Raw genomic sequence first — 22,370 nt, forward strand, 5'->3', positions numbered from 1 at the left:
ACAGCCTCGGGCTGCCCCGGGGCCGAGGTGAAAAGCCTGCGAAATCGGGCGGCAATCCCGAACGCGGCCCAATGTGACGTCCAGCGCAATGCGCCGATCCGGCGTATCGTTGGTGCTCCCTGTTTCCCGATGACGCCCTCGGCGCTCCACCATGAAACGTCAACGACAACTGCATCTCGGTGCCTTCATGCGCCCAGTCAGCCTGCATACCGGCGCGTGGCGTCATCCGGACGCGTGGCCGGACGCCAACTTCAACCTGACGCACCTGAGGCGCTGCATCCAGACGCTCGAACGCGCTCGCTTCGACGCATTCTTCATGGCCGATCATCTTGCAGTCCTGAACATGCCGATCGAGTCGCTCAAGCGCAGCCACACGGTGACGTCGTTCGAGCCGCTCACGCTGCTGTCCGCGCTCGCCATGGTTACCGAGCGCATCGGCCTCGTCGCGACCGCTTCGACGACGTTCGAGGCGCCCTATCACGTCGCGCGCCGATTTGCCTCGCTCGATCACCTGAGCGGCGGGCGCGCCGGATGGAATCTCGTGACCACTTCGAATCCGGACGCCGCCCTGAATTTCGGCCTCGACGAGCACGTGGAGCACGATGCCCGCTATCACCGCGCGCGCGAATTCTTCGACGTCGTCACGGACCTATGGGACAGCTGGGCTGACGACGCGTTCGTGCGCGATGCCGAAAGTGGCCTGTATTTTGACCCGCAAAAGCTGCACGTCCTCAGCCACAAGGGCGAACATTTTTCCGTGCGCGGCCCGCTGAATATCGCGCGCCCGTTGCAGGGCTGGCCCGTCGTCGTGCAGGCCGGTTCGTCGGAGGCCGGCCGCCAGTTGGCCGCCGAAACGGCCGAAGCCGTGTTCACGGCGCAATCGTCGCTCGACGCCGCCAAGCGCTTCTATGCCGACGTCAAAGGACGGCTCGATGCGCTCGGCAGGCAGCGTGATCACCTGAAGATTCTCCCTGGTGCGTTCGTCGTGGTAGGCGATTCGCTCGAGCAAGCGCGCGAGAAGCGCGAGCGCCTCGATTCGTTCGTGCATTACGACAGCGGTATCGCATCGCTGTCGATCGCATTGGGCCATGACGTTTCGGGCCTCGAGCCCGATGGGCCACTGGCCGAAATTCCCGAGAGCAATGCAAGTCGCACGTCCCGCCAACGTGTGATCGAAATGGCCCAAACTGAAGGGCTGACGGTGCGCCAGCTTGCACAACGCGTTGGCGGCTACTCCGGCTTGCAGATGACCGGCACGCCGGAGATGATCGCCGACGAAATGGAGCAGTGGCTGGTAGAGGAAGGCTCGGACGGGTTCAACGTCATGTTTCCGTACTTGCCGGACGGGCTCGACGATTTCGCGCAGAAGGTCGTGCCCGAATTGCAGAGGCGCGGCATTTTCAGGCGCGAATACGAAGGGACGACGCTGCGCGATCATCTGGGCCTCCCGCGTCCGGACAACCGATTTTTCCCGGTACGCGACGCGACCTGAGATTCGCCTGAGTGGCCCGTGTCCTGCCGATGCCGCGCGACACGCAACCCGTGCGCATCGCGTCTCGCCTGCACGGGCGCCCGGCCAGTGTGTGCACGGCGCGCTCGCCCCCCGACAAACCGGTACGCCAAAAGCGCCGATTGCGCAATAAAGTGTCCGGCGAGGTCGTCCCTCTCCCGTGCTCCTCTTCAGGCTGACGGTGTGGTCCAGGATCCGTGAGGCGGATTGCTCTGATGAGTGCGATAAAGATTGCTTACCCTGCTTCGTTAAGAAACAACCATCGAGAAGACTTTCTCCCGAAAGGGACCTGACCGGACTTTGCGGTCAAGCACAAGCAGGACGAGATCTCTGCCCTGCCGGTACAGGGTACCCTCTTCCAGCCGCTGCATGCGCTCGAATGGCTTGCCGCTACCCATGCTCGTTTCGAGGAACAGGGGCCATTCGTCCAAGCCCAGACAAAGATCCCTGGCAGGGATCGAATACTTCAGGAAGGAACGTGTAGGTTCAACGTCCTCCCAGTGAATAATTTTGGGTTTGCAGTTCATGATCAGTATTGCTCAGGGTGGTGTCCAAGGGCGGCCATCGCATGAAAGGCCGCGTAGACCGGGTCCATCGTGGGCGACTTTTTTGCAGTGTCCGTCGATTGGTGCACGCGTGCCGCCCGGTCTTTGACGGGTGCCAGGCCACGCCTGAAATGGCGCTCGCCACTTCGGCTGTCGCGCTGCGAAACATGCACGTCGCCGCTCAACACCAGTGCCCTAAGCACGTTCGTTAGTCGCCGGCCAGCTACACCCGAGGCTGCCGCCAACTGCGCGACGCTCTGTTGCGCTCCATCAGCTAGCACATCCAGCAATCGCGCTTCCAGCGTCCCGACAAATTGTTGTTCGGTCGTCATCGCCCCTCCGTCTTTCAAGTTGATAAATCAACTATAATTGAAACTGTAAGTAATTTGTATGCGTCGGTGAGTCGCCAATGGCCGTTTAAATCTGGGTGTGGACCTTCCGAAAACGCTGACCATGCACCCGCAAACGTGGGGAGATACCGCGGGCAGTTGTACCCCCGTAGGCAGACATTGGTGTAGTGCCGGTCTGAAAGACTGTTCAGAGCCGAAATACGTCCGCCCAGCGACGCATGCTCAGAGTGGCTCGTCATCGCCCGGCATCGGGGCACGCGCGACGTGGACGCGCGGCAACGGTCTATCCGAGGCACGCATGGCGGCGCGCAGAGGGGTGACGGGGCGAAGGAGGTCGCGAGTGCGCGCCCGCCTGGATCCTTCTCTCTATTCGCGCGAGTTGAAAGTTGGGGAAGCCGCGCCCAAAACGCATCGACCTGATTTTCGTCTGTGGCCCAAGACGTTACGAGACGAATCACAGAACGAATCGACGCCGAGATCTAGCAGATGCTCAGCGCCGTCAGCAGTCCCTTCGTCCAGTCAGGATCTGATAAACGCGAGAAGGTCGGGGTTGAGGACGTCCGCGTGGGTGGTCAGCATGCCATGCGGGAAGCCAGGGTATGCCTTCAGCGTGCCGTTCGCGAGCAGGTCGACTGCGCGCGGCACCGAACTGGCGAACGGGACGATTTGGTCGTCTTCGCCGTGCATGACGAGGACCGGCACACTGATCTTCTTCAGATCTTCGGTGTAGTCCTCCAGCCAGGAGAAGACGGTCTCATAGTGGGCCTGGGCGCTGCCGGCCATGCCCTGGCGCCACCAGTTCGCAATCACTGCGTCAGACGGCTTGGCGCCCGGACGGTTGAATCCGTAGAACGGACCCTCCGGGACTGCGCGGTAAAACTCCGACCGGTTGCCAAGCACGCCCGACTTAACCGCTTCGAACCACTCTTGCGGCTGACCGCCGGGGTTCGCGTCGGTTTTCACCATGTTCGGCGTCAACGAGGCCACCAGCACTGCCTTGGCGACCCGCTCCTGGTGGCGAGCGACGTAGCGGGCCACCTCACCGCCGCCGGTGGAGTGGCCGATGTGGATCGCGTCGCGAATATCGAGTTGCTCGGTCAGTGCAGCGAGGTCGGCGACCCAGTGGTCCATGTCGTTGCCGGTGCCGACCTGGTCGGACCGACCGTGCCCGCGCCGGTCATGGGCGATCACCCGGTAGCCGTGGTGCAGGAAGAACATCATCTGGGCGTCCCAGTCGTCGGCCGACAGGGGCCAGCCATGGCTGAAGAGGATCGGCTGACCGGACCCCCAATCCTTGTAGAAGATTTCTACCCCATCCGGGGTAGTGATCGTAGGCATCGCTGGCACCTCCTCTCGTCGTTTGTCCTGTGGCATCTCGCGGGGTCCACACCGTAGACCACGCTCCTGGGTATGCCGCCAGAAGCGTAGTCAATTTGTCAGCATCGCTGTAGGGAGTTTCAGCGGCGGTACGTTGGATACCGCACATTCCGTCTGGATTTTTTCAGTCCACCCGATCCCTGACTTTCGCCCCGCGCCCGGGAATGTTTTGAACGACAGCTAACGGCGAAATCGGCGAGCGCGCGATCGGCCAGGACGAGCCATACAATCACGTCGTCGCTTGTTGCAAAACCCCTAAATTCGGATGTTCCACAGCCGATGCGCTCAGGTTTGGTTTGCTTCCGCGGAACGTCGGTTTGAGTGTCCTGCCAATACCGCAGTCGTCTTGAGGACTTCAGACACGGAGTTGCTTCCTGTCCGAATGCCTCGTTGAGGGCCCGCATCGACGAGCCCCGGGCGAAACCAGCATCGCCCGGATGTGGACATGTCTACATAATCGCACTGGCACTGGGTTCGAGCGCGGAGTGGTTTTCCCCTGTACCGGGCCGGATCTTGAACCAGATCGAATACATCGCCGGCAGAAACACCAATGTCAGAATCGTGCCGGCGAACGTCCCTCCTATCAGCGTATAAGCCAACGTGCCCCAAAATACGGAATGGGTCAGCGGAATGAAGGCGAGCATCGCGGCTAGCGCGGTCAGGATCACAGGCCTGGAGCGCTGGAGGGTGGCCTCCACCACCGCGTCGAACGGCGTCATGCCCTCGCGCGCGTTCTGCTCGATCTGGCCGATCAGGATGAGCGTATTGCGCATCAGGATGCCGGAGAGCGCAATGAGCCCCACCAGCGCATTGATCCCGAAGGGCTGGTCGAACAGCAGCAGTGTCGGCACAACGCCGATCAAACCCAGCGGACTGGTCGCGAACACCATCATGGTCGCGGCAATCGAGCGCGTCTGGAAAATGATGATGAGCAGGGTCAGCGCGATCATGATCGGGAACAGGGGTGCGAGCGCCTTCGTCGCCTTGTTGGCTTCCTCGATGGAACCCGCCTCCTCTATCCGGTAGCCTTCTGGCAGCTTCGCGACAATAGGCTGAAGCTGCACGAGCATCGCGGTCGACACGTCGGGCGGTTGCAACCCCTCCGCGATATCGCCACGCACAGTGATCGTCGGCGTCCGATCGCGGCGGCGAAGAATCGGCTCTTCCATGCGGATATCGACCTTGCCGACCTGCGAGAGCGGCACGCGCTGACCTGCCGCGCCGATCAGCGTAAATCCGTCGATGCGCTGTGGATCGAGCCGGATGTCGCCCGCCGATCTCGCGACAAGTTCCACCGAACGAATGTCCTCGCGCACATGCGTGACGGGAATGCCGGTCAGCAGGAATTGCAGTTGTTGTGCGACGGCGCTCGACGTCAAGCCGAACGCACCGAGTCGATTCTGATCCAGCGTGAAATGCACCGTGGGAACGCGCGGCCCCCAGTCGGCGTTCACCGTTCGCATCATCGGGCTCGCGTTCAGGGTCCGTTCGACCTGCGCGGCGATCGTGCGCAAGGTCTGGGAGTCCGGGCCCATGACCCTGAATGCAACGGGGTAAGGCGAGTAAGGGCCGAACACCAGTTGGGTAACGCGCACCTGAGCCCCTGGCACCAGGCCTTCGGCAATCACTTTGCGCAGACGGAATTTAAGCGCCTCCCGCTGCTTCTCGTCATTCGTGCGGATCACCATCTTCGCGAAGGATGAATCCGGCAACTCAGGCGACATCGCCAGATAGAAGCGCGGCGCCCCCTGCCCAATGTACGACGTCACGATCTTCGCTTCCGGCTGCTTCGCGAGCCAGGCCTCGACTTTCTCCGTCGCCGCGGAAGTTTGTTCGATCGACGTACCGTAAGGCATCTGCACTTCCACGAGTACTTCCGGGCGATCGGAGGTCGGGAAGAACTGCTTTTTCACGAGCCCCATGCCCATCACGGCAATCACGAACGAGCCCACCACGATCCCCGCGACCAGCCACTTTCGCCGGATCACACGCCCCAGGAACCGGCGAAAACGCTGGTAGTTCGGCGTGTTATAGATCGCGGCGTGGCCGCCTTCGATCACGGGAATGTCGGGCAACAGCTTGACGCCGAGATACGGCGTGAACACAACGGCCACGATCCATGAAGTCATCAAGGCGATGCCGACAATCCAGAACATGTTGCTCGTGTATTCGCCGGCCGTCGACCGCGCAAAGCCATTCGGCATGAAGCCGACGGCCGTGACCAGCGTGCCCGAGAGCATCGGCGCCGCCGTGTGGCTCCACGCATACGCCGATGCCTGAACGCGGCTATAGCCCTCCTCCATCTTCACGACCATCATCTCGATGGCGATGATCGCGTCGTCGACAAGCAGGCCCAGCGCGAGAATCAGTGAACCCAGTGTGATGCGGTCGAAGCTCTTGCCCGTTGCGGCCATGACGACGAACACGCCCGCGAGCGTCAGCGGCACCGCAGCCGACACCACAATGCCGACACGCCACCCCATGCTCGCGAAGCTCACGACCATCACCACGAGCAGCGCAACGAAGAACTTGACCATGAACTCGTCGATCGCCGAATGAATATTGACGGCCTGATCGGTCACCTTCGTGAAACTCATCCCGAGCGGCAATCCGGCGTTGATCGACGCGACTTCCGTGTCGAGCGCCTGCCCCAGGCTGAGTCCGTTCCAGCCGTCCCGCATCACGACGCCAAGCAGTAGCGCCGGTTCGCCGTTATTGCGAATCTCAAAGCTAGCCGGGTCTTCGTAACCGCGCTCGACGCTCGCCACGTCTGAGAGCTTCAAGGTTCGGCCCTGAACGACGATGGGCGTGTCGCGGATGGTCTGCAGCTTGTCGAAAGCCCCTTCGACACGAATGAAAACCTGCGCGCCTTTGGTGTCGATCGACCCCGCGGGCGTCAGCACGTTCTGATTATTCAGGGCTGCGAAGATATCCTGAGGCGTCACGCCGAGCGTCGCGAGGCGGTCGTGCGAAAACGAAACATAGATCCGTTGCGCCTGTTCGCCGATAATGTTCACCTTCTTGACGCCCGGCACATGAAGGAGCCGCTGGCGCAGTCCCTCTGCGTCGCGCACCAGCAATCGTTGCGGCTCGCCTTTCGCCTTGAGCGCAAACAGCGCGAACGTCACATCGGAATACTCATCATTGACGAGCGGACCAATCACGCCGGGCGGCAGGCTGCCCGCTTCGTCGGAGAGTTTTTTGCGCGCCTGATAGAACTCCTCGGGAACGTCGGCGGGTGGCGTGCTATCGAGCAAGGTCACGGTGGTGAAGGCCAGCCCCGGGCGAGTATAGGTCTCGGTGCGGTCGTACCAGCGCAACTCCTGCATGCGCTTCTCGAGCGGCTCGGCCACCTGATCCTGCATTTCCTGCGCGGTAGCGCCCGGCCATGCTGTGATGACCGTCATCGACTTGACGGTGAATGGCGGGTCTTCGGCCCGCCCCAGTTTGAAGAAGGCAACGACGCCTGCGATGGAAATCAGAAGGATCAGAAACAGCGTGACCGAGCGCTCCCGCACCGCAAGCGCCGATAAATTGAAGCCGCTCATTGCGCAGCTCCTTGCCGGGAGACCGACGCCGTCGACACGGCATCGTGGGCGAGGCGCACGCGTTCTCCGTCGTGAATCAGCTGGGCGCCGAGCGCAACGACCTGGTCGCCTTCGTGAAGATCGCCGGTCACCGTTGCAGTGTCGTCGCTCAAGGCGGTGACACGAACCTTGTGCCAGCTCGCCCGCGCCTGCGATCTGTCGACGGTCCAGACGCCCGTGCCCGTGCCCGGGTCGAACAAGGCGCCGACCGGCACTTCCATCGCGGCCGGTCCCTGGCTGGCATCGCCGGCCAGATCGATGGTCACGGTCGCACCGAGCGGCGCATTCGACAGCGCGCCCTCGAGTACGTACCTTGCCTCGTAGGTCCGCGTCAGCCGGTCGGCCGAATCGGAGAGCTGACGCAAGGCGGCGGGCACCGGCTTCTTGTCCGCGCCATACAGCGTCGCCTCGGCAATCGAGCCCGGTGCGGGACGCAGCGTCTCGGGAAGCTGGACGACTGCCTCGCGGGGCCCGGCATGCGCGAGACGCACGACGATTTGCCCCAGCGCAACCACTTGACCCGGCTCTGCCAGCGTCTCTACCACCACGCCGTCGGCGTCCGCCACGAGAACGGCGTATCCGGACGCGTTGCTGGCGAGCGCCGCCTGCGCCTTCGCCGCGACGAGTTGCGCGCTCGCGGAATCGGCGGCCGCCTTGAGCTGCTCATAGGTCGACGCCGACACCGCGCCGGCCGCAACGAGATCCCGATAGCGCGCCTCGTCGGCGGCCGTCTGCGTGGCGCGTGCCTGTGCGGCATCCACGAGTTCCTGCTGCGAGCGGGCCTGCAATCCCAGATCAATCGGGTCGATGCGCATCAGCGGCTGGCCGCGCTTGACCGTTTGGCCCACGTCGACCAGACGCTCAATGACCTTTCCCTGAACCCGGAAGCCGAGATCGCTCTGAACGCGAGCGCCCACGACGCCCGAAAACGACCGGCTTGCGCCCGACGCGCCGTGGACAGCGCTTGTCTGCACGAGCGGCGCCTCGGTACGCGGATCAGCGGCAGGCCGCTCGCCGCACGCCGCGAGGGCGAGCGAAACCAGGCTCAGTGCGCAGACAAAATGATGGTGCCGGAACATGAGGTCGCCCCTCGCAAAGAACAGGAGGCCTCATTTTGATTCCAGTGACTATTTCAGTCAATAGTCACTATCAAATTTATGGAGCAAGACTTCTGAGCACCAGGCTCGCGAGTTGAACCGTTGCCTCGTCGGCAGCATCAAGGTTGTACTGGAGCAGCAAAGGATTGAAGTAAGGCTTCATCACCAGAAAGATCGCATTCACGGCCTCGTCCAGTGGCGTCTTGCGCTCGAATTCGCCGGTTTCGCGTCCGAGCCGCAGGATATCGGCAATGAGTTGCCGGATCTGTTCTTCATAGCCTGCAACGGAAGGCCAGGGCGAGCCGGCCGCCACGGCGGCGATATCGTAGAGCTTGCGATCCTGGAAGAAAAGCTGGCTTCCTGCTGCCAGCAAGGTCTTGAACATACGTCGAAATTTTTCCGTCGCGCTGTGCGCGTCGTCGACGTTTTCGCTGACGGCCGCAATCATGGCCGCGAGGCGATTGGCGCAGATGACTTCGCCGATCGCCTGTTTCGAGTCGAAAAATTTGTAGATATAGGCCTTCGAAAACCCGATTTCCTTCGCAAGGTCGGAGACCGTGGTCTTTTCATAGCCGTAGCGACTGAAGTATTCCGTTGCGGCTTCGACGATCTGGGCACGAACTTCGTGGTCCGAGGGGCCACGGGACGGAGAGGCGGTGGGAATGGGCTTGTTCATGTCTCAAGCTTAGCCCCTCACCCAGCAGTTGACAACTTGTGACCATATTGTATATTGGTCACACTTTCACCGCTTCCGATGTCGCTCCCGAGATGATCATGTCTTTGCGCCGTCCACTCGCTCTCCTGACTAGCGTCGCCGCCCTTTCGGCCTGCGCCGTGGGTCCCGACTACCATCGCCCGGATGCGCCGCTGGCGCAGCGCTATGCGACCCAGCCGCCGTCCGCCAGCGCTGCAAAGGCTCCGGCTGCCGATCTGTCAGCATGGTGGGAAGGCTTCAACGACCCGCTGCTTACGCACTATGTTTCTCTGGCGCTGGCCCAGAATCTGGACCTGGCCCAAGCCGTGGCGCAAATCGCTCAGGCGCGCGCGCGCCTCGGCACGGCCAACGCCGCGCTGCTTCCCTCAGCCTCGGTTTCGGCCACGGCGGCGCGAGCCTACCAGTCGGTCGACACGCCGGTGGGCCAATTGCTCAATGCCACGCCGGGTTACGAGCGCTGGGGCACCGAGTACGAAACCAACCTGGAGGCCGGTTGGGAGATCGACATTTTTGGCGGCCTGCGGCGCCAGCGTGAAGCCGCGCTCGCCGACTATTCGGCGACGCAGGCGGCGGCGGTCGCCACCCGGCTCGCCGTCGCGGCCCAGACTGCGGATATCTACGTCACGATACGCGGCCTCCAGGCGCGTCTGGATATCGCAAACCGGCAGGTGCAGACGCAGCAGGCGCTGCTTGCGGACGTGCAACTCCTGTATTCGAAGGGTGCGGCCGCCGACTATCAGGTTCAGCAGGCGCAAGGCTCGCTCGACCAGGTTCAGGCCAGTGTGCCCGTCCTCGACGCGGCGCTGGATGCAGCGTCGAATTCCCTCGACGTGATGTTAGGTGCGCCGCCCGGCACGCACCGGGCAGAGTTGAACCCGCCGTCGTTGATCCCTGTTGCGCCCACGCTCGCGGATTTGGGCACGCCGGCCGAACTGCTGCAAAGACGCCCCGATCTGATCGCCGCAGAACGTCACCTCGCCGCCGCCAATGCGCGCATTGGCGCTGCGATCAGCGAGTACTACCCAACGGTCTCGCTGAACGCCTTCCTCGGCAGCGCGACCGCGGCCGCGGCCGGCACGTTGTTCTCGGGCGGCGCCAGCCAGGCGGCCGGGCTCGTCGGGCTGCGCTGGCGCCTGTTCGATTTCGCGCGCATCAACGCCGATGTCAACGAGGCGAAAGGCGCCGACGAGCAAGCGCTCGCGGCTTATCGCCAGTCCGTCCTCCGAGCCACCGAGGACGTGGAAAATTCGCTTTCGTCATTGGTGAATCGCGAAGCACAAGCGGCCACGCTGACGCACGCGGAATCGTCCTTATCCAAGGCCAAGGACTCGTCGATGACCGCGTACCGGAGCGGCGCGGCGAGCTTCATCGATGTATTGCACGCCAACGAAACCCTCCTCCAGGCCGCCGACGCGCGCGCGCAAGCGCAAACGGAATCCGCGCATGCAGCGATCTCGACGTTCAAGGCGCTCGGCGGTGGCTGGGATCCGGTCTCGCTCCAGATGCCGCCGTCGCTGTCTTCGCGCTGACGAGCCACCCGGTGGTGGAGCGCGCAACGAAAATCGATACGAGCCTCGCGACCATCGCTTCGAACTGCGGCCTTTTCGCTCAGAGGCAGTTTTCGCGGGTGTTCTCGCGCCTCGAAGGGTGCGGGCCGAAGCACCGGCGCCAACAGAAGCGATAGCGTCGTGTATGCACAAGCGTCGTTATCGACGCTTGTACGTCCGCGCGATGCTCGCCGACACACAACGCGCCGGAATTCCCTCGCCTTCGCCATTCCCCTGCAACACGAGCGACGGCAACAGCTGCGCGACGACCGCCCGCGATTTGTCCATCGAATCGTTGTTTTATCCAAGATCGGTCTGGCACCCAACAGGTACGCTTTCTCCACATCGACGAGTCGATGCCTCCGCCCCTCATCGCCCTTTGATCGAGAGGCCACCGCAGCGCGGCAGTTTCGTCACTCGCCGCGCCCGCAGCAATAGCACGCTGATTTGCCCGTAAAGCCTCGCGCGTGCGCCAGCCTGGAACGCTACGGCGCTGCGCCGGTCCCGCACAACCTTCCTGGAGTCGTGGCATGACAAATCGCGATACGTCTACGCGTCTTGATCACGCAACGGGTGCGCCCGTTGTCGACAATCTGAACATCGAAACGGCCGGGCCGCGTGGTCCCGCGCTGCTGCAGGATATCTGGCTGATCGAAAAGCTCGCGCACTTCGACCGCGAGGTCATTCCTGAACGACGCATGCACGCCAAAGGATCGGGCGCCCACGGCGTGTTCACCGTCACGCACGACATCACGCAGTACACCAGGGCGAAACTCTTTTCGGAAATCGGCAAGACCACGCCGGTATTCCTGCGCTTCTCGACCGTGGCCGGCGAGCGCGGCGCCGCCGACGCCGAGCGCGATATCCGGGGCTTCGCAGTGAAGTTCTACACGGAAGAAGGGAACTGGGACATCGTGGGCAATAACACGCCGGTGTTCTTTTTCCGTGACCCGCTGCGTTTTCCCGACCTCAACCATGCGATCAAGCGCGACCCGCGCACGGGACTGCGCAGCGCAAACAGCAACTGGGACTTCTGGACGCTTTTGCCGGAGGCGCTCCACCAGGTCACGATCGTCATGAGCGATCGAGGTATTCCGCGCAGCTATCGCCACATGCACGGATTCGGCAGCCATACGTTTAGTCTTGTCGATGCCGACAATCGCAGGACGTGGGTAAAGTTTCACCTTCGTACGCAGCAAGGCATCGAAAATCTGACCGATAGCGAAGCCGAGCACCTTGTGGGCAAGGATCGCGAGACGCATGGCCGCGATCTTTACGAGAGCATAGAGCGCGGCGACTTTCCTCGTTGGACACTCTTCATTCAGGTGATGAACGATGATGAGGCCCGGTCTCTGCCATTCAATCCGTTCGATCTCACCAAGGTCTGGCCGAAAGGCGATTTCCCCTTGATTGAGGTGGGCGTTCTCGAATTGAACCGCAACCCCGGCAACTTTTTCGCCGAGGTCGAACAGGCGGCCTTCTCGCCCGCGAACGTGGTCCCCGGGATTGGCTTCTCGCCCGACAAGATGCTCCAGGCGCGCCTCTTCTCCTATGGCGACACGCAACGGTATCGGCTCGGCGTGAACTTCAATCACATTCCCGTCAATGCGCCGAAATGCCCCGTCCACAGCTACCACCGCGACGGCGCCATGCGCACCGACGACAACCTCGGCGGCACACCGTCTTACTACCCAAACAGTTCCGGCGAGTGGGAGGTGCGTCCCGAACTTCACGAACCGCCGCTGCGAATCGACGGCGACGCCGCCCATTGGGACCATCGGGTGGACGTGGATCATTTCGCGCAGCCCGGCGATCTGTTTCGTCTGATGAGCAAGGCGCAGCAGCAGTTGCTGTTCGATAACACCGCTCGCCAGATGGCCTCCGTTCAGGCGCATATCCAGGAACGCCACATCCTCAATTGCTCGAAGGCCGACCCCGAGTACGGCGCGGGCGTTCGCGAGGCCCTCGCAAGACACAGGGCGATGACTGCAACGAAGTAGCAGACCATTCGCGCGCGGCGTCTGCGAGGACGTCAACGCGCGCTCAGATCTCGATGGAGAAACGTCATGTCACAGTTCGTTCAGGATGTCTCCGTACCCGACAGTCAGCTCGCACGGGAAATTACCGAGTTCGTGCGCGACACGTCCAGCCCGCTGCTCTTTCATCATTCGAGCCGGGTGTATTTGTTCGGCGCACTGGAGGGCCTGCGCCGCGGCCTGAAATTCGATCCGGAACTGTTGTACGCGGGCGCCATGTTTCATGACGTGGGCCTGGCCGGTGCGTACAGCAGCGCCACCGAGCGATTCGAAGTCGACGGGGCCAATGCAGCCCGCGACTTTCTCTCGGCCCGGGGCATCATCGCGAGCGACATCGATCTGGTCTGGACGGCCATCGCATTGCACACCACGCCCGGCATTCCACGCCATATGCACCCGATCGTCGCGCTGGTGACGGCCGGTGTCGAGATGGACGTGCTCGGCCTCTCCTACCACGAGTTTTCCCACGAGGAACGCGAAGCCGTGACGCACGCGCATCCGCGCCCGCCCCACTTCAAGGAGGCAATCATTCAGGCCTTTTACGACGGCATCAAACACAAACCGGAGACCACCTTCGGCAACGTGAAAGCCGACGTAATCGCCGACAAGGAGCCGCATTTCCATCGCGGCAATTTCTGTTCGGTGATCCGAAATTCGCCGTGGCCGGGTTAAAGAAAAAGTCCTGCGGGACGATACGCGGCGATTCGTGCTACGCCATGCGATTGGCACTCCGATATCGCGACGCCGCATCGGCCCGGGGTGGCAGAAAACATTGGCGATCGCATCGTACGCGACGCGACGTCGGCTTCTATCAGCGGATTCATTCACACTGAGGTGAAAATCATGAGCAAGCTTGCAGGGAAAGTGGCGGTTGTCACCGGCGCGTCGAAAGGGATCGGCGCGGCCATTGCGAAGGCGCTTGCGGCAGAGGGAGCGTCGGTTGTCGTGAACTACGCGAGCAGCAAGAGTGGCGCGGATGCCGTGGTGTCCGCCATCACCACGGCCGGAGGCAAGGCGATTTCCGTGGGCGGAGACGTATCGAAGGCCGCCGACGCAAAAGGCATCGTCGAGGCGGCAATCGAAACCTATGGCCGCCTCGACATCCTCGTCAACAATTCCGGCGTCTACGAATTCGCGCCTATCGACGCGTTCACGGAAGCGCAATACCGCAAACAGTTCGACATCAACGTGCTCGGTGTTTTGCTCACCACGCAGGCTGCCGTCAAGCATCTTGGCGAGGGCGCAAGCATCATCAACGTCAGTTCGGTCGTCTCGACGCTCACGCCCGCCACGACCGCCGTGTACAGCGGCACCAAGGGAGCGGTCGACTCCATCACCGGCGCGCTCGCACGCGAACTCGGGCCGCGCAAGATTCGCGTGAACACGATCAATCCAGGCGTGATCGTGACCGAAGGCGCACAGCTCGCCGGAGTGATCGGATCGGAGTTCGAAAGTTCGGCGGTCAGCCAGACGCCGCTCGGGCGCGTGGGCAGACCGGACGACGTGGCGTCGATCGCGGTTTTCCTCGCCTCCGACGATGCAAAGTGGTTGACGGGCGAACATATCGTCGCCAGTGGCGGGATGCGATGAGGCAGGTTCGCGAAACTGCGCATGCATGGTCGTTCTCCTCGAATCCGCGAAACAAACGTCACGTTCGTTCTGGATTCCGCAGGTTTTAGTGTGTTGCCACGTCTAGTTGAAGCGTGACGACCGAGCGGCGCTGACACAAATTGACCACGCACGCGCTTAGCGGTAACGCACATTCGCAGGTCACCACCCTCCCGCCCGGTCAGTTATGGCAAGCCTGGCGGCGACTCCGGGCGCCGGCCGTCAGGCATTTCAGACGACGGCGCCCGGTTAGCGCAGCAGAAATAAAATTCGGTTAGATTAACGATTCCTTCTTTTCACCTGATACCCCGCAACGGCAGAGCCGTCGGCACGGTCCCTTCGCGAGCGAGATCGATGAACGAAAGAAGCCCTGTGGATCTGAACCCGCCGTCTCTGGAGGAGGCGCTCGCCAAGCGGTTCAACCTGCTGGAAGCGCCGACCGTGCGCGCAGGCATCGTTTCGCAAGGCCCCCCGATCTCTTTCTCGAGGCTGACAAACAACCGGCCGCAACCCGGACGTTCTCTGACGCCACAACCGGAAGAGGCATTCGTCTTTCAAATTCCGCTTATTGCGTGTCCGGATTCCGACGTACGTTGTTCAGGTGCAAGCGTCTACGGGTCGACATCCTGCGTACCGGGCTACAGCTATCTGCTTGATCTGCGCGCGGGGCCGACGCGCCGGCTCGACTTGCCATTCGACAATATCCGGCTCTATCTCTCGCAGAGCACGATCGAGGAGTTTGCCTGGCAAAAAGGGCGACGGCGCATCGGGGGTCTCATGCAACGGGAATTCGGCGCGAGCGACCCTGTCCTGTTTCGCCTTTCACAAACACTGCAGGCTGTTCTGGAAAAATCGGACACGGCGAGTTCATTGTTTGTCGATTACATCGCCCTCGCTTTTTGCGAGCACGTGGTGATGCGGTATGGCAACGCCAATAGATCGAACCGCCCTCGCCGCGCTGGACTCGCGCCGTGGCAGATGCGGCGAATCGAAGAATTTTTCGACGCTCACCTGCACGGCAATCCGTCCATTCTCGACCTGGCGCGCCAGTGCAACCTCTCCACGAGCTATTTCACCGATGCGTTCAAACAGACAACCGGGCTCACACCCCATCAGTGGCTGCTGAAGCACCGGATCGAACGAGCGAAATCCCAATTGCGCGAGACCGACGCGAGCCTTGCCACCATCGCGTCCAACTGCGGCTTTTTCGACCAGAGCCACTTCTCACGTGTGTTTTCGCGCCTTGAAGGATGCGGGCCGAGGGAGTGGCGTCAGCACAATCGCAGACGCTAGGTTCACGCCAACGTCGCCGTTGACAGCTTCGAAGCCGAACCCGTTCGACTTTTGCAGCAACCGCCCGTGGTTTGTCCATCGTATCGTCGCTTCGTCCAAGACCACCCCGGTTCCGGCAGGTACGCTGGACATCCAGAACGCCGGTGTCAGCAGGGCGAACGATTCGCAATCACTGATTCGGCCCGATGGCCGTATTGCTCTGCCTGAAGTATCCCTTCCATTTTTATCAACAAGGAATACGTAATGAGCTATTTCAAGTCCACAGACGGCACCGAAATTTTCTACAAAGACTGGGGCACTGGCACCCCAATCGTCTTCTCCCACGGCTGGCCTCTCTGTGCCGACGCCTGGGATGCACAGATGCTGTTTTTCGGATCCAAAGGCTATCGCGTCATTGCGCATGATCGCCGCGGTCACGGCCGCTCCGGTCAGCCGTGGGAAGGCAACAACATGGATCAGTATGCCGACGACCTCGCAGCGTTATTCAATCATCTCGATCTAAAGGGAGCGGTCCTGGTTGGGCATTCGACCGGCGGCGGCGAGGTCGCCCATTACATTGGCCGTCATGGAACAGGGCGCGTTGCGAAGGCGGTGCTGATCGGAGCCGTTCCGCCCATCATGCTGAAGACTACGGAAAATCCCGGGGGTCTGCCGATAGACGTATTCGATGGACTTCGTGCCGGAGTCGTCAACAATCGCTCGCAGCTCTACAAGGATCTGGCCGTCCCCTTCTACAACTTTAATCGTTCGGGTGTGGAAGTGTCGCAGGGGACGATTGATGCCTTCCAGGTTCAAGGGTTGATGGGCTCGATCAAAGGACAATTCGATTGCATTCGTGAATTCTCCGAAGTCGACTATACGGAGGATTTGAAAAGAATCGACGTCCCCCTCCTTATTCTGCATGGCGACGACGATCAGATCGTCCCCATCGACACATCGGCGCGACGATCGGTCGAAATCGCCCCGAACGCAAGACTCAAGGTTTACCCCGGCGGCTCGCACGGCATGGCCACGATAAACGCGAACGCAGTCAATCTGGATCTTCTCGAGTTCCTGAAGAACTGAACAGTTTGTCTGCGATGGTGTGCCTGTATAGCGATTCATACAGGCCTCGCGCAACAAATTGCACGCCCCGGCGAGGCTCGCGGGCGAGACAGAGGAGACGTCGCGTGGATCGATCACTTGAACACGCCATCGAGATCATCGTTCAGACTCGTGCCGGTCAACATAGGATGCCGGTCGTCCGTTCATTTTTTGACGAGGCCACGTTCACCGCGAGCTATGTCGTCCATGATCCGATTTCGCTTGCGGCAGCAATCATCGACCCCGTGCTCGACTTCAACGCGCCAACCTGCCGATATTCATCGAGGTCCGCCGAGGCCATCGTTGCGTATATTGAATCCGAGGGCCTTTCGACTGAATGGCTGCTCGAGACCCATGCGCATGCGGATCACCTGTCCGCCGCGCCTTTCCTGCAGGCTCGTGTCGGCGGCACGCTCGCAATCGGGCGTGCCATAACGACGGTGCAGCAAATCTTCGGCGACCTGTTCAACGCCGGGCCGGAGTTTGCGCGCGACGGCTCACAGTTCGATCATCTGTTCGATGACGGCGAGGAATTCATAATCGGCTCGATCGGGTGCAGGGTGCTTGACGCGCCTGGCCATACGCCAGCCGGTGTCGCCTACGTAATCGGTGATTCGGTATTCTGCGGCAATACGTTGTTCATGCCGGACTATGGGACTGCAAGAACCGACCTGCCTGGCGGAGACGCGCGGCAGCTTTTCCGCTCCATCCGGCGCTTACTCTGCCTTCCCGACGAAGCGCGACTTTTCTTGAGTCACGACTACAAAGCACCCGGCCGCGACACCTATGCGTGGGAAACAACCATCGGGGCCGAACGCATCGCAAACGTACATGCTCGTGATGGGATCACAGAGGGCGAGTTCGTCGCGGCACGCACCGCACGAGATGCAACGCTGGCCTTACCGAAGCTGATTCTTCAAGCGATGCAGGTGAATATGCGGGCCGGTGCACTTCCACCTGTGGAAAGCAACGGCAAGCGCTACCTCAGAATCCCGCTGAACACGATCTGATGCAGTCGGCTTCAGACAAGGAGAACGTCATGGACTACATCGACACCCTGATGCGCCGTAACGTCGAGTTTGCCGAAAAGAGCTTCAATCCTGACCTCCGGATGATGCCGACAAGCAAAACGTTAATCATTGGATGCGTAGACCCGCGCGTCGATCCCATGGATATATTCAAGCTCGCGCCCGGCGAGGCGGGGATCTTCCGTAACGTCGGCGGTCGAGTGAATCCTGCTGTATTTGAAACGCTCGGGATTCTTCGCACAGTAGCCGTTGCCGCAGGTGGGGACATTGGCCCCGACTGGAACCTCATCGTCTTGCACCATACCGACTGCGGCATTAAGCGGTGCTACTGTCATGAACCGCGGCGCCTGGCAGCATATATGGGTGTGGCGATAGATGAACTCGCAAGCCTGGAAATCAACGACCCGTATAAAGCTGTGGCGCTCGATGTGGCAGCCTTCCGGGCGAACACCGGTGCCTTCGGGGGGTACACGGTCTCGGGTCTGGTCTACGACGTTGAGACGGGCAACGTCGAGATTGTTGTTCCACCTTCTCGAACACGGTCAAACGCGGGCTAAACTCTCCGCGCAGAAAACAGGTTCGGCTTCGCGCTGCGCGTCTCGACGCCTTGTCGTCTTCCCGAGCGGCCGGTGGTCGCTGGCAACCCACGCGCGGGTGCATACTGAATCGGTGGCATCGGCAAGATGCCGCCGCCGGTTGCCAGGTCGCGACCGCGCACGCATGAAACCGCGCACGGTCAGCCCGACGGCTTCGAGGCCACTCTGAACGCGCTCGAGCAGGTCGGCTCCGACGAGCCTTGATGGCCCGCACACTAGCGGAGGTCATCTGCTCTCCGGCTTGAAGGGTGACGTTACGGCTGATAAGACGAATCGACGATCGTCCACAGCGCAGCTTTCGGCTTCAGGTTCGCATCGAAGGGCAACGGCAGGTTGTTGCGCGGCACCGGCGTCGACGTCAGCCACGTATGCTTGTCCGAATAGCCCCAGAACGTCACCGCCTTGATGCTCGGCTCCTGCTCGAACAGAGCGAACACCGCACGATATCGCTCGGCTTGCGCACGCATGATGTCGTTCGGCACAGGATGGCCGAGGTCCGGCAGACATGCATGCGGATTGCTCCAGCATTCGCCCGGATCGGTATAGAGACTCACGTCGAGCTCGGTCACCTGGTTTTCGAGGCCGAGTGCGGCGACGTCGTCGAACGCCTGCTTGATATTCGGCAGCGGTGGCCATTTCACGCTGATATGCATTTGATGCCCGACCCCGTCAATCGGCGCGCCCTGCGCGCGGAGATCGCGGATCACCGCGAGCAGCTTCGCGCGCTTGCCCGGATCGTCCGTGTTGTACTCGTTGATATAGAGCTTCACGTTCGGGTCCGCCGCGCGCGCCGCGCGCAAAGCGATCGCGATATAGTCCTTGCCGAGCGCGCGATACCACGGACTGTCTTCGCGATACACCTGATGCGGGTCGTCGCTGATCACTTCGTTGACCACGTCCCATGCATAGACCTTGCCGCGGAAGTGTGTGACGACGTCGGTTACATATCGATCGAGCCGCTTCGCCACGATGTCGTGATAGTGAGGGTCTTTTGGATCGCCGGCGAAGAACCACGCCGGCGCTTCGGTCCAGTCGCCCGCCTTGAAGTGCCAAACGAGCGTATGGCCGCGCACCGCGATGCCGTGCGCCTGAGCAAACGCGACGATCTGGTCGGCCGGTTCGAAGTTGTACTGGCCTTCCGCAACGCCGATCGTGCCCGGCTTCATCTTGTTCTCGGCAGTGAGGCTCGAGAACTGTGCGGCGATGAGCGCCGCGTCGGCGGGACTGTCGATCGAATCGGGTTCGATCGCCGCGCCGACCTTGAAGTGCGCAGCCATCACACTGCGCAGTGGCGGCAACGCTTCAGCGGGCGCCGCGGCGAGCGGCGCCCCGTCGTGGGCCGCCACCGTCGGGTTGTTCGCGCAGCCCGCGGTCCATGCGAGCGTGCCAACGGCCACGGCTGCGCAGAGCACGCGTATCGAAGTCCTCGAAGGACGCATTGCTGGTCTCCTTGTGATGTGACGCTCGTCCGGGTGGTTTCTAACCACTTGCAACGTTATCGGTAACAACGCGAATGTTAGGCAGCGCCCCGCGGAGCAGCTATGAGGGATTTACCTGAGGTATGAACGAGGCGATGCAAGGTGAACGAGTGTCGAGCCGATCGTTCAAATCGAAGAACACAGTACAAAAACTCGCGTGAAACTCGGTCCCAAGGCGGAAAACCATGATGTGGCTACTTTTGTCGAGGCGGCGCTACACACGTTGGGTCGATAAGGCAGAACTGGCCGCTCACGGCATTTCAGTCACAAATCGAGAAGTCCGGGTTGCCCCATCGCGTCCGGTCTCGCACAGGAGCCAGTAAGCGTGACGGCATCGACTGAGCGTTGTTGCTCGCCAAAACCTTCTGCTCGTTTCAATCGTCCCGGAATTGCGTTGGCGATTTTCCGGTCCATCGCTTGAATGCGCGCGCGAAATTGCTGGTGCTGGTGAATCCAAGCAAGAAAGCAATTTCGGTTACGGAGCCGGTTCGCTGCTGGATGTAATTGCAGGCCAGTTCCCGGCGCGTGTCGTCCATGATCTGCAGGAAATGGGTGCCGCGCTGCGCTAACCGCACCTGCAAAGTCGCCGGGCTCACACACAACGCTTCGGCTACCTTCTCCCTGCTGCACTCGCCGGAAGGCAGCAATTCGATGATTTTCTGCGTGACACCGGTCACCACGTCGCTCTTGTCCAGGCGTGCAAGATATTGATTCGCGATATTGTCGTTGACTTGCGCCAATTCCGGGCAGGCTCCGCCGAGCGGCTGCATCAACTCATGTCTGTCGAAAGTCAGCGTCGTGGCCCGATTCGAAAAACTGATCGGCGCTCGCATCAAGGCCCGGTACGGCTCGTCGCCCTCACGCGGCATTGGACGATGGAATGCCACGGACAACGGGTTGAAGCCCGGCTTGTACAACATGCGCATCGTTTGCACCAGGAAACCGACGAAGGCATCTTCAGTCTCGCCACAAACCTCGATCCTGAAATCGGTGGCGCGTACGGCGATTGTGTCGCCTTCTTCAATGACAAGAACGGTCGCCGATTGCGACACCAGACGAAAGTGCCGCTCCAGCCGGCGACAGAAGTCGAGCAGCGTGCTGCTGGCGGCGAGCGCGTAGCCAAGCGCATGCAAGTTGGAAATATGGATGTGCCGGGCGACCGAGAGGCCGAAATACGGATTGTTGGTGGCCTCCACGCAGGCACGGTATAGCCGGGTCAGGGTGGCAACAGGCAGCCGGACCATCGGGCCGTTCACCATCTGGGGTGGCACGCCGACGGAGCGAAAAATGCGCTCGCTGTCCATTCCGCTGGCTTGCAGAGTCTTGGCGATTGCCGAGCAGTAGCCCGCTATGGTCGTCGCTTCCTGCCTTGCGACGATGGAGGGTTGGCGGTCGGATTTCAAGGCGCGGCGATGTTGACAGACGGTGGTGCGGTCGATTCTACACCGCCATTGAACGAGTCAAGGCGCGCTTGCGGCCGCCGCCCTTCGTCCGTGCCGGGACGACGCCCCTCCTTCCACAGTCGCTTCTCACAGGCGCGTTCCACGAACGACGACTGTGGATCGCTTTGCGGAATGCACTTTTCGTTCCAAAGAGCCGCGCGGTCTTCGCCCCCTGCCTAATATCACTTCCTGCTGCGGACAGGTTTGTGCCTCGCCGCCACGACAACATTCATGCATCACCCGGAGACGTTATGACCGAAGAAACCTTGCTGTTTGAACCAACCGGTGCGGTTGCGCGTTTGACACTGAATCGCCCCAAGGCGATGAACGCGATGAATATGGCGCTGCTGGCCGAACTGGACCGCCGGCTGGCACAGATCGCCGCTGACGATGACATTCGCGTCCTGGTCTTGACCGGCGCTGGCCACGCATTCTGCGCCGGCGCAGATTTGAAGGAAGTGTTGGCCAGTCAGAACACAGAGGCCGGCGAAGCGGATTTCCTCGACCGTGCCGACGCAACGCTTGCGCGCCTGCGCAATTTCCCCAAGCCGGTGATCGCAGCACTCAACGGCATAACCATGGCCGGGGGGCTGGAGATGGCCATGTGCGCCGACATCGTCATCGCTGCGCAAAGCGCTGCCATCGGGGACGCTCATGCCAACTTTGGCGTCTATCCCGGCGCCGGCGGCGCAGCGGTTTTGCCGCGCCTCATTCCTCAGAACGTCGCCATGTATCTGCTGTTCACCGGCAAGACGCTTTCGGCAGCCGAGATGAAGGCTTACGGCTTCGTATCCGAAGTCCATCCCGATGGCGAACTGGCCGATGCAGCGATGAAACTCGCCGGGCAGATTGCCGGAAAGAGCCCTGTCGTGTTGCGGCGCATGAAGCAAGTCGCGCGCGTGTCCGCAGACAAGAGCCGGGACGACGCGTTGCTGCATGAGCAAGTCATGTTGCGTCGCCATCTGCGCAGCTTTGATCTGCAGGAGGGCTTGCAGGCATTCGCCGAAAAGCGCGCGCCGCAATTCCAGGGCCGTTGAGCCGCCCCACTCCTTCATCCTGCACTTCTCATCCCTCTTTC

18 protein-coding genes are annotated in these 22,370 nt (G+C 61.6%); 10 read left to right on the forward strand and 8 right to left on the reverse strand.

Annotated features, from left to right (window positions below; translation table 11 throughout):
• Positions 1–151 precede the first annotated feature (151 nt).
• On the forward strand, positions 152–1,492 hold the full coding sequence (locus U5A57_RS12380; protein WP_321911179.1) for an LLM class flavin-dependent oxidoreductase: 1,341 nt from the start codon (positions 152–154) through the stop codon (positions 1,490–1,492).
• Positions 1,493–1,758: 266 nt separating this feature from the next.
• Here the strand turns inward: U5A57_RS12380 and U5A57_RS12385 are convergent, their stop codons facing one another.
• The 6 genes from U5A57_RS12385 to U5A57_RS12410 all read right to left on the reverse strand — a co-directional run bounded on the left by U5A57_RS12385 (position 1,759) and on the right by U5A57_RS12410 (position 9,142).
• The gene (locus tag U5A57_RS12385) at positions 1,759–2,037 is read right to left on the reverse strand and encodes a hypothetical protein (RefSeq protein WP_321911181.1); all 279 of its coding nucleotides are present in this window, start codon (positions 2,035–2,037) and stop codon (positions 1,759–1,761) included.
• 2 nt (positions 2,038–2,039) lie between these two features.
• Positions 2,040–2,387 carry a hypothetical protein gene (locus U5A57_RS12390; RefSeq protein WP_321911185.1) on the reverse strand — a complete coding sequence of 116 codons (348 nt, stop codon included), beginning with the start codon at positions 2,385–2,387 and terminating at the stop codon, positions 2,040–2,042.
• Between the two features lie 537 nt (positions 2,388–2,924).
• A complete protein-coding gene (locus tag U5A57_RS12395; protein WP_321911186.1) occupies positions 2,925–3,743 on the reverse strand; it encodes an alpha/beta hydrolase in 819 nt (272 codons plus the stop codon).
• 488 nt (positions 3,744–4,231) lie between these two features.
• The gene (locus tag U5A57_RS12400; protein ID WP_321911188.1) at positions 4,232–7,330 is read right to left on the reverse strand and encodes an efflux RND transporter permease subunit; all 3,099 of its coding nucleotides are present in this window, start codon (positions 7,328–7,330) and stop codon (positions 4,232–4,234) included.
• The gene (locus U5A57_RS12405) at positions 7,327–8,448 is read right to left on the reverse strand and encodes an efflux RND transporter periplasmic adaptor subunit (protein ID WP_321911190.1); all 1,122 of its coding nucleotides are present in this window, start codon (positions 8,446–8,448) and stop codon (positions 7,327–7,329) included. Before U5A57_RS12405 ends, U5A57_RS12400 begins: the two co-directional genes overlap by 4 nt.
• A gap of 76 nt (positions 8,449–8,524) precedes the next feature.
• The gene (locus U5A57_RS12410) at positions 8,525–9,142 is read right to left on the reverse strand and encodes a TetR/AcrR family transcriptional regulator (protein WP_321911192.1); all 618 of its coding nucleotides are present in this window, start codon (positions 9,140–9,142) and stop codon (positions 8,525–8,527) included.
• 98 nt (positions 9,143–9,240) lie between these two features.
• On the opposite strand from U5A57_RS12410, the gene U5A57_RS12415 reads away from it, so the two are divergent.
• The 8 genes from U5A57_RS12415 to U5A57_RS12450 all read left to right on the forward strand — a co-directional run bounded on the left by U5A57_RS12415 (position 9,241) and on the right by U5A57_RS12450 (position 18,333).
• A complete protein-coding gene (locus U5A57_RS12415; RefSeq protein WP_321911193.1) occupies positions 9,241–10,710 on the forward strand; it encodes an efflux transporter outer membrane subunit in 1,470 nt (489 codons plus the stop codon).
• A 548-nt stretch (positions 10,711–11,258) separates the two neighbouring features.
• Complete coding sequence (locus tag U5A57_RS12420; protein ID WP_321911195.1) at positions 11,259–12,728, forward strand: catalase; 1,470 nt, start codon at positions 11,259–11,261, stop codon at positions 12,726–12,728.
• Between the two features lie 66 nt (positions 12,729–12,794).
• Positions 12,795–13,436, forward strand: coding sequence for an HD domain-containing protein (locus U5A57_RS12425; RefSeq protein ID WP_321911196.1), 642 nt, complete (start codon positions 12,795–12,797; stop codon positions 13,434–13,436).
• 171 nt (positions 13,437–13,607) lie between these two features.
• Positions 13,608–14,354: a glucose 1-dehydrogenase gene (locus U5A57_RS12430; protein ID WP_321911197.1), complete on the forward strand. Its 747-nt coding sequence runs from the start codon at positions 13,608–13,610 to the stop codon at positions 14,352–14,354.
• Positions 14,355–15,350: 996 nt separating this feature from the next.
• Positions 15,351–15,665, forward strand: coding sequence for an AraC family transcriptional regulator (locus tag U5A57_RS41675; RefSeq protein WP_415764311.1), 315 nt, complete (start codon positions 15,351–15,353; stop codon positions 15,663–15,665).
• Between the two features lie 243 nt (positions 15,666–15,908).
• On the forward strand, positions 15,909–16,730 hold the full coding sequence (locus U5A57_RS12440; RefSeq protein ID WP_321911200.1) for an alpha/beta hydrolase: 822 nt from the start codon (positions 15,909–15,911) through the stop codon (positions 16,728–16,730).
• A gap of 104 nt (positions 16,731–16,834) precedes the next feature.
• Complete coding sequence (locus U5A57_RS12445) at positions 16,835–17,758, forward strand: MBL fold metallo-hydrolase (protein ID WP_321911201.1); 924 nt, start codon at positions 16,835–16,837, stop codon at positions 17,756–17,758.
• Between the two features lie 29 nt (positions 17,759–17,787).
• On the forward strand, positions 17,788–18,333 hold the full coding sequence (locus U5A57_RS12450) for a carbonic anhydrase (protein WP_321911203.1): 546 nt from the start codon (positions 17,788–17,790) through the stop codon (positions 18,331–18,333).
• Positions 18,334–18,626: 293 nt separating this feature from the next.
• Here U5A57_RS12450 and U5A57_RS12455 read toward each other — a convergent pair whose 3' ends face one another.
• Together U5A57_RS12455 and U5A57_RS12460 are read right to left on the reverse strand one after the other, a co-directional pair.
• Positions 18,627–19,811 (reverse strand): endo-1,4-beta-xylanase, encoded by a 1,185-nt coding sequence (locus U5A57_RS12455; RefSeq protein WP_321911204.1) that lies wholly within the window; start codon positions 19,809–19,811, stop codon positions 18,627–18,629.
• A 413-nt stretch (positions 19,812–20,224) separates the two neighbouring features.
• Positions 20,225–21,253 carry an AraC family transcriptional regulator gene (locus U5A57_RS12460; RefSeq protein ID WP_321911205.1) on the reverse strand — a complete coding sequence of 343 codons (1,029 nt, stop codon included), beginning with the start codon at positions 21,251–21,253 and terminating at the stop codon, positions 20,225–20,227.
• Positions 21,254–21,543: 290 nt separating this feature from the next.
• Here U5A57_RS12460 and U5A57_RS12465 point away from each other — a divergent pair, with 290 nt between their 5' ends.
• On the forward strand, positions 21,544–22,329 hold the full coding sequence (locus U5A57_RS12465) for an enoyl-CoA hydratase/isomerase family protein (protein ID WP_321911206.1): 786 nt from the start codon (positions 21,544–21,546) through the stop codon (positions 22,327–22,329).
• Positions 22,330–22,370 lie beyond the last annotated feature (41 nt).

This window comes from Paraburkholderia sp. J11-2 (assembly GCF_905220185.1).
GTDB lineage: Bacteria > Pseudomonadota > Gammaproteobacteria > Burkholderiales > Burkholderiaceae > Paraburkholderia.

Bases quoted from the DNA above. Each gene is read 5' to 3' on its own strand.
- U5A57_RS12380 (WP_321911179.1), top strand. From the start codon at position 152: ATGAAACGTCAACGACAACTGCATCTCGGTGCCTTCATGCGCCCAGTC.
- U5A57_RS12385 (WP_321911181.1), bottom strand. From the start codon at position 2,037: ATGAACTGCAAACCCAAAATTATTCACTGGGAGGACGTTGAACCTACA.
- U5A57_RS12390 (WP_321911185.1), bottom strand. From the start codon at position 2,387: ATGACGACCGAACAACAATTTGTCGGGACGCTGGAAGCGCGATTGCTG.
- U5A57_RS12395 (WP_321911186.1), bottom strand. From the start codon at position 3,743: ATGCCTACGATCACTACCCCGGATGGGGTAGAAATCTTCTACAAGGAT.
- U5A57_RS12400 (WP_321911188.1), bottom strand. From the start codon at position 7,330: ATGAGCGGCTTCAATTTATCGGCGCTTGCGGTGCGGGAGCGCTCGGTC.
- U5A57_RS12405 (WP_321911190.1), bottom strand. From the start codon at position 8,448: ATGTTCCGGCACCATCATTTTGTCTGCGCACTGAGCCTGGTTTCGCTC.
- U5A57_RS12410 (WP_321911192.1), bottom strand. From the start codon at position 9,142: ATGAACAAGCCCATTCCCACCGCCTCTCCGTCCCGTGGCCCCTCGGAC.
- U5A57_RS12415 (WP_321911193.1), top strand. From the start codon at position 9,241: ATGTCTTTGCGCCGTCCACTCGCTCTCCTGACTAGCGTCGCCGCCCTT.
- U5A57_RS12420 (WP_321911195.1), top strand. From the start codon at position 11,259: ATGACAAATCGCGATACGTCTACGCGTCTTGATCACGCAACGGGTGCG.
- U5A57_RS12425 (WP_321911196.1), top strand. From the start codon at position 12,795: ATGTCACAGTTCGTTCAGGATGTCTCCGTACCCGACAGTCAGCTCGCA.
- U5A57_RS12430 (WP_321911197.1), top strand. From the start codon at position 13,608: ATGAGCAAGCTTGCAGGGAAAGTGGCGGTTGTCACCGGCGCGTCGAAA.
- U5A57_RS41675 (WP_415764311.1), top strand. From the start codon at position 15,351: ATGCGGCGAATCGAAGAATTTTTCGACGCTCACCTGCACGGCAATCCG.
- U5A57_RS12440 (WP_321911200.1), top strand. From the start codon at position 15,909: ATGAGCTATTTCAAGTCCACAGACGGCACCGAAATTTTCTACAAAGAC.
- U5A57_RS12450 (WP_321911203.1), top strand. From the start codon at position 17,788: ATGGACTACATCGACACCCTGATGCGCCGTAACGTCGAGTTTGCCGAA.
- U5A57_RS12455 (WP_321911204.1), bottom strand. From the start codon at position 19,811: ATGCGTCCTTCGAGGACTTCGATACGCGTGCTCTGCGCAGCCGTGGCC.
- U5A57_RS12465 (WP_321911206.1), top strand. From the start codon at position 21,544: ATGACCGAAGAAACCTTGCTGTTTGAACCAACCGGTGCGGTTGCGCGT.